This is a genomic window from Prevotella sp. AGR2160, assembly GCF_000424185.1.
Classification (GTDB): Bacteria; Bacteroidota; Bacteroidia; order Bacteroidales; family Bacteroidaceae; genus Prevotella.
Window position 1 is genome coordinate 1 of the sequence record NZ_AUJK01000039.1, and the last position, 6,708, is coordinate 6,708.

Genomic DNA, 6,708 nt, shown 5'->3' on the forward strand with positions numbered 1-6,708 from the left:
TCTCACCATCATACAATACAATATATTGTGTTATGCAAAGCGTTTTGATTCCTATGAAACTATAGGCGGACTCTTTGGAGAGGTAACAACAGGTACCGCCGAAATGACGATTGTGGACAAGATCTGGAATCTTATAGTTGAGGTAGTCACAGAAATTGCGGAGCAGGTTTCTGCGGACTATATGGAGTTAATGCATGCAGCCATTTCTGGGAACTCACATCTCCATCACATGTTCGTGCATGAATATGCGAAATTAGAAATACAAAAATTCACTTGCGAAAGTTGAGTAATTACATTACCAGCCCACGGTAATATTTTCGCAGAAGGCAAACGCATGAAAAATGTGCTTGCCTTCTGCTATTATATACATGGATTAAAAAGACGAGAAAAAGAGCTATCCTACAATATTTTTTTTCAAAAGAGGCGGGAATTCCAGAAATACCATTACATTTGCAGGCAAAAACTTGTGCCACTTTGCCCTATCTTTATTTTTTTCTCCTTTTCAGGTTAGGTTTCTCACAGCCAAAGTGTATATATAGTGTATGAAGAACAACGAGACCATCGTACAACTGTTCCGCCAGCACTATCCCGACATGAAGCAGCTGGCCCGACTGCTACTCCACGACGACGCGGAGAGCGAGGATGCCGTATCGGAAGTCTTTGCCAACCTTATGAGTAAGGACATTCTTCCGACGGGCTCCACAGCACGCACCTATCTGATGACAGCCTTGCGCAACCACTGCCTCAACCTGCTGCGCAACCGCACCATCCAAGAACGTCTCCAAGGCCTCTACCTCCTCGACAGTCAGATTTCCGACAGTGCCGACGACATAGAGGATCGCACGCTCAACGTGAGACGCATTCTTGACACAGAGCTCGACGACACCAGCCGCCACGTCCTCACTCAGCGCTATGCCCAACAACTCTCCTACGCCGAGATTGCCAAGAAGGAGGGTATCAGCGAGACTGCCGTCTACAAGCGCATCCGCAAAGCCCTGGACTCACTCAAAGAGAAACTAACAAAAAAGGAATATGGACAAGATTGAACGACTCATCCAGATGATGGACCGGCTCGACCGCTATTCTCAAGAAGAATGGCAGGACGTGCTGGCCGACAAAGACTGCCGGGAATACTACCGGCTGATGTGTGACACCGCTGCCGCGCTTCACGACGCTCATACGGCGAGCCAGCGCCCTGACAATACTGAGACGGAAGCAGCGCTACAGCATTTCCAGCAACGCTATATGCCCGCAAACCGTCACCTCACGCTGTGGCAGCAGGTAGCCGCCGTGTTTATCGGACTCGTCTTCGTATCGGGACTGGCCTTTGCCACCGTCGTCCTTGTCAGGAACCACCGCCACACAGCACGGAAAGAAATGGTAGCAAAGTCGGCAAAATCTGCTGCTCAGGCTAAGCCCATTACGGCCACCCGCGACACCATCAAAAGCCAGCCCCAAACGGCAGACGGCGTGAAGCAGTTTGTCAATGCTCCCGTAGGAAATGTCCTCAACGAGATGGCAGCCTACTATGGGCTGAAGGCAGAAGTGCGCAGCGACGAGGCTGCACGCATACGCCTCTATTTCAATTGGAACAAGCAGTATGATGCACAGCAGGTGGTGGAGCAACTGAATCAGTTCGCCCACATCCATGTCACGCTCGACGGAGATGTCATAGTCTTAGAAGCAGCAGGAGGGACCGACTAATGAAAAACAAGTTCTTATTTCTTGCTGTACTCATCCTGATGGCTGCAAGGCTCAGCGCACAGACCATCTCTCACTCTTTCCACAGTACCTCTATGTCCGATGCCTTGCGCTATCTGAGCACGACGACCCACCGCTACGTCATCAACTTCGCCTACGACGATCTTGAGGACTTCAAGGTCACCACTGACGTGCGCGGCCAGAGCGTGCCCGACGCTATCCGCCAGCTCATCGGCTTCTATCCCATCGGCATGAAGGTGGTCAGCGGCGGGAAGGACGACAAAGGCCGTCAGCTGCCCGACATGATTTTCGTGGAGTGCACACAGAAGGAAGACCGCAAGCTCACAGGGCGCGTCGTCGACGAGAAAGGCCGGCCCATGGAGTTTGTCAATGTCGCCGTGCTCAGTCCGCGTGACTCGGCATTCATCAACGGCGGCGTGACGACGGCGTCGGGCGACTTCGTCATTCCCTGCCGACCCACCGACGTGCTCGTCAGCATCACCTGCATCGGATACCGCCGCGTGGTACGCCATGTCAGCACGGCGCAACTCGGCGTGCTGACGATGCGCCCCGATGCCTACCAACTGAAGACGGTGACCGTGAAGGGCCGCCACAAGGTTGAGCGCGAAGACCGCAATGTCTACACCTTCTCCGAAGCGCAGATGAAAGCCGCACGCCAGGGACAGCAACTTATCGCCACGCTCCCAGGCCTGCGTCTCGATCTCCTCAGCGGTAAAATAGCCACGCTCTCGGGCAAGTCGCTGAAGATTCTCATCAACGGCATTGAAGCCAACGACAACGACCTGAAAGCCCTACGACCCAAAGACATCCGCAATGTAGATTATTATGTAGTGCCGCCAGCCCGTTATACCGATGCCGGCACCGTGCTCGACATCCATACCCGCGCCACCGAGAACGGCTACGCTGCGGGATTCGATTGCTGGCAGGGCACAAAGGAGGGATTCAACAACACCAATGCCTACATCAAATACAACCACGGCCACCATCAGTTCTCGTTCGACTATTCACTCGAGCTGCGCAACGCACCGGACTGCGACGAACAAGAAGTCTACACCTTCAAAGATGGTGACAAGCAGGCTACCTATGACTACAGCGGCACCTACCACTTCGGCTATGCCAACCACGACTTCAACCTGAAGTACCTCTTCACCCGCGGTGACAGTCTCAACTTCCAGGCGAAGTTCACACCCACCATCTTCACATGGTTTTGGAACAGTGGCATGACGGTCAATGCCCAGGGCAATCCATTGTGGCAGAACGGCACGCAGGACAAGCGGCAGCGGCAGAACAGCTTCTCGCCGTCTCTCGACCTCTACTTCGATCGCAAACTGCCCGGAGGCCACGAAATCACGCTCAACGCCGTAGCTACCCTCTTCCACAACAACCAGCATGTACACAACATCCAGAACACCGGGACGGAGCTCACGCTCGATGACGACATGCGGCAGCACAACAACAAATATTCGCTCATTGGGGAAGCTGCTTATACCAAAGACTGGGGCAGCACGCAGCTCGCTCTCGGATACAAAGCCACGCTGGCGAAGTCGGACTACCGCATCAGCAACCTGCTCTCCAACTACGAAGAATACAAGTACCACGCCACCGACGACAAGCACTACGCCTACGCACAGCTCAACGGCAACATCAACAAGATAGGCTATCGCCTGAGCCTCGGGGCCACCTATATCAACACGAGCAACGACGACACCCATTACCACAAGCTCTACTTCACGCCCGAGGCCCTGCTCACCTACAATGTGAAGAACGGTGCCCTGCGACTGTTTGGCAAGATGTCGACCATCACGCCCAACATCTCCAGTCTGAGCAACAACAGCACGATGACCATTCCCGGACTCATCTACTCGGGCAATCCCTGGCTGAAGAGCGCACTCGACAAGAACCTCAGCCTCACCTACTCGCTCAACCTGCCCTGGCTCAACATGGACCTGACCGCTGATATCAGAAAGATTGACGACGACTTCAGCGCCTACTACCAATGGCAGACCCTGGGCAACGAACGCGTCATCGTGGAACGGGACGAGAACTGTGACTACCTGCTCAACTATGGCTTCACGGGTTCGTTAACCCTCCGACCCTTCAGCAACGACCTGTTGTCGATACAGTTAGAGAGTGGCTACAGGTGGCAGAAGGAAAATAGCGACATCATCGGTATCCACCGCCACCACTATCTACCGCTGGCCTGGACCGTGGACGTACGTAAGGGCTGCTGGGGAGCTGAGTACTTCCAGTGCATCCCGCACAAGATGCTCAGCGGCAGCTTCATCAACTCGGCCGAGAACACGCAGAACATCATGGTCTTCTATCAGAAGAAGCAACTCATGGTCGGACTGCTCTGCGTCTTCCCCTTCGCCGCCGCAAAATACAACAGCAGCATCCTCGATAACAACGTCCTTGACAAGCATGGATGGAACAGTGTCACCAGCCAGAAGCGCACCTTCTGCATCACCCTGAGCTACAACTTCTTCTCAGGTAAGCAGAACAACGCGGAGAAGAAGATCAACAACAAGGACTACGACAAAGGATTCTTCTAAAGCCAAACAGTCCCTGCGACGCAACTTGTAATACACTAAAAAAGCGAATAACGGGAGACATTCCGATATTCGCTTTTTTATATGTTCTAACACAAAATGCGAATGGGTGTTGATGACAAAGTGCGATAGCAGCGCTGTCGCCATCAACGAGATAGATGTAGTCGCCATCGGAGAGGAAACAAAGGGCGCAGCCCTTGCATCACAGCAAGTGTTTTGCTTGTTTTTGTAAAAGGATCGTGTTCATGAGCTCTTTACTCTCAAAAAAGGTTGCTCCGATGTGCCTATCCGTGCCACGGGAAATATCCATTGCGCCGAGTAACGGTCATCATAACCTCTACTTCCCCAGTAGCAAGATTTCCATCCACACGAAGAAAGGTGAGTTCCAGCCTGCCGCCCTCCATCCGACTTACGGCTCGCAAGACTTCTGTCTGATTGTAGAAGACAACTTGGAGACCGTCAAACAAGAATTGGAAGCCAAGGGTATCCATCCTTTACTCGATATAGCCGAGCGGCACGGCGCACACGGTGCCATGCGCAGTCTCTATGTCAGAGCCCCCGACGGCAATCTCGTGGAGCTGAGCAGCTATTGCTAAACAAGACATCTTATACCATGACAATTATTCTCAATCAAATTGTCGTACTTGTCGATATAAAGTTGTACCTTTGAGGCTGAAATAAATAACTCATCAGCTTATGACATTCAGAGAATTAGCAACAAGGCGCTTCTCCGTGCGTAAGTACACGGACGAGCCGGTCAGTAAGGAGGATTTAGAGTATATCATGGATTGTGTGCGGTTGGCTCCGTCGGCCTGCAACCGCCAGCCGTGGAAGTTTCTTCTTCTCACCTCTGATGATGCTAAAGAGAAGATCCGGCAGTGCTACAACCGCGATTGGTTCAAATCGGCATCGCTGTATGTACTGTGTTTCAAGGATGTGAGCGGCTGCTGGGTGCGTCCCGAAGACGGCAAGCCGCATGGTGACATCGACCTCGGCATTGCCGTGGAGCATCTTTGTCTCGCTGCCGCTGACCGCGGGCTTGGCACCTGCTGGGTATGTAATTACGATGTCGAAGCCGTGAAGCGCCTGTTCCCCGTAGAGGGTTACGAAGCCGTGGCTATCGTTCCCATCGGCCATATTGCTCCCGACTGCCCACATGCAGAAAAGAAGCGGAAGGAAATGAACGAAATATTTGAGGAGATATAAGGATGAAGAACATTCTAACAATCGCATGTGCGGCTTTTCTCATGGCAGCCACATCATGCAAGGCGCAGGACAATGTCCAGCTGCCGAAACTGTCCATAGACAATTAGGTGACGCTGATGCAGGCTTTGCGAAACGGAAGGCTCGTATGGATGTTGTCGATGCGGGATATGTGTCGGAAAACATCTGCCTCACTTGCATTGCGCTTGGGTTGAACACCGTTCCCCGTATCACCATCATTTGAGAAGAATTTGTTGAAAATTTCGGTATAAAAACAGAATAATTGAAACAATGACAGCAGATAACAATCGTAAGTTTGATCAACTGGAATTGAATTCAGATGTTTTCGCTTTTCAGGCCGTGGAGAGTCATATCGACTTAAAGCGTATGATTGGCGATGCCGCCAGTACATTCCATGTGCCTGTGCTGCATCATAATATAGAGCCAGACGATGAAGAGAAGGGCAGAACGATACTCATGGTTAAAGGCAAATCTACGCAGGGTCTGGATTGCATACTGCTGAAGAGTGGTGTGTTCACTATTAGCATTCCTGAGTTTGCCTCAAAGACGGATGTGATGCTATGCTACGCGCTACTGAGGGAGGCTAAGAAGCAATGTGAGCTGATGCTCATCTATCAAAACGATGACAACACTATTGCCGATTTGTCTGATGATGCTGAGCGGGAGACATTTTCCTACAGGCTTGACAACATGACCAAGGTTATCGAGCAACAAGATGACCATATCGGGATAGAAGGCGTAAACCATCTCTTCCATATCTTCCCTACGTATGTTAAACAGCAGCAGCCAAACGCCAAGCCTGAAGCATGGGCTTATAAGGCTTACGAGGACTTTGCATCTGTGGAGTGGGATTACGAGGACTATCCATCGGTTGATCCTGCTAAGATTATTTACTCAACTTTCGCAAGTGAATAAAAAGGTCAAAATAGGGTGAATAAAAATAGCTAAAGGTTTCCGTAAGTCGCGGAAAATTAGTATCTTTGTAATGTCAATAAACAAAGTACCAAATACCTTTAGCTATGCGCAAAGATACATCAATTTTTTCAGAGCTGCAAGAATTTTTCCAACAAAATGACAGTCACAGGGCTATAATCCGCATTGTCGGCATTATGCGTTCTTTGCATATTCATGAAAAGCAGATAGGTCTCACCAAGAAGCCTAACTGCAAATTTACTGTATTGCAGGTTTTCCATTTACTGCTTCTTTTCCCGTT

At 51.0% G+C, this 6,708-nt stretch carries 6 protein-coding genes and 2 pseudogenes; all 8 read left to right on the forward strand.

Annotation, left to right across the window (positions count from 1 at the left end):
* A pseudogene (locus G604_RS15600) lies at positions 1-286 on the forward strand (hypothetical protein); the annotation flags it as partial.
* A gap of 256 nt (positions 287-542) precedes the next feature.
* On the forward strand, positions 543-1,046 hold the full coding sequence (locus tag G604_RS14890; RefSeq protein ID WP_028910837.1) for an RNA polymerase sigma factor: 504 nt from the start codon (positions 543-545) through the stop codon (positions 1,044-1,046).
* On the forward strand, positions 1,033-1,704 hold the full coding sequence (locus G604_RS0112480) for a DUF4974 domain-containing protein (RefSeq protein ID WP_028910838.1): 672 nt from the start codon (positions 1,033-1,035) through the stop codon (positions 1,702-1,704). Before G604_RS14890 ends, G604_RS0112480 begins: the two co-directional genes overlap by 14 nt.
* Positions 1,704-4,274, forward strand: coding sequence for a TonB-dependent receptor (locus G604_RS0112485; RefSeq protein ID WP_028910839.1), 2,571 nt, complete (start codon positions 1,704-1,706; stop codon positions 4,272-4,274). The genes G604_RS0112480 and G604_RS0112485 overlap by 1 nt, the downstream gene beginning before the upstream one ends.
* A gap of 242 nt (positions 4,275-4,516) precedes the next feature.
* Positions 4,517-4,867, forward strand: a complete 351-nt coding sequence (locus G604_RS0112495) for a VOC family protein (RefSeq protein ID WP_155941961.1) — start codon at positions 4,517-4,519, stop codon at positions 4,865-4,867.
* 100 nt (positions 4,868-4,967) lie between these two features.
* Complete coding sequence (locus G604_RS0112500) at positions 4,968-5,477, forward strand: nitroreductase family protein (RefSeq protein ID WP_028910841.1); 510 nt, start codon at positions 4,968-4,970, stop codon at positions 5,475-5,477.
* Between the two features lie 288 nt (positions 5,478-5,765).
* On the forward strand, positions 5,766-6,410 hold the full coding sequence (locus G604_RS0112510; protein WP_028910843.1) for a hypothetical protein: 645 nt from the start codon (positions 5,766-5,768) through the stop codon (positions 6,408-6,410).
* A 104-nt stretch (positions 6,411-6,514) separates the two neighbouring features.
* Positions 6,515-6,708: pseudogene (locus G604_RS15605) on the forward strand (IS4 family transposase); the annotation flags it as partial.

Bases quoted from the DNA above. Each gene is read 5' to 3' on its own strand.
- G604_RS14890 (WP_028910837.1), top strand. From the start codon at position 543: ATGAAGAACAACGAGACCATCGTACAACTGTTCCGCCAGCACTATCCC.
- G604_RS0112480 (WP_028910838.1), top strand. From the start codon at position 1,033: ATGGACAAGATTGAACGACTCATCCAGATGATGGACCGGCTCGACCGC.
- G604_RS0112485 (WP_028910839.1), top strand. From the start codon at position 1,704: ATGAAAAACAAGTTCTTATTTCTTGCTGTACTCATCCTGATGGCTGCA.
- G604_RS0112495 (WP_155941961.1), top strand. From the start codon at position 4,517: ATGAGCTCTTTACTCTCAAAAAAGGTTGCTCCGATGTGCCTATCCGTG.
- G604_RS0112500 (WP_028910841.1), top strand. From the start codon at position 4,968: ATGACATTCAGAGAATTAGCAACAAGGCGCTTCTCCGTGCGTAAGTAC.
- G604_RS0112510 (WP_028910843.1), top strand. From the start codon at position 5,766: ATGACAGCAGATAACAATCGTAAGTTTGATCAACTGGAATTGAATTCA.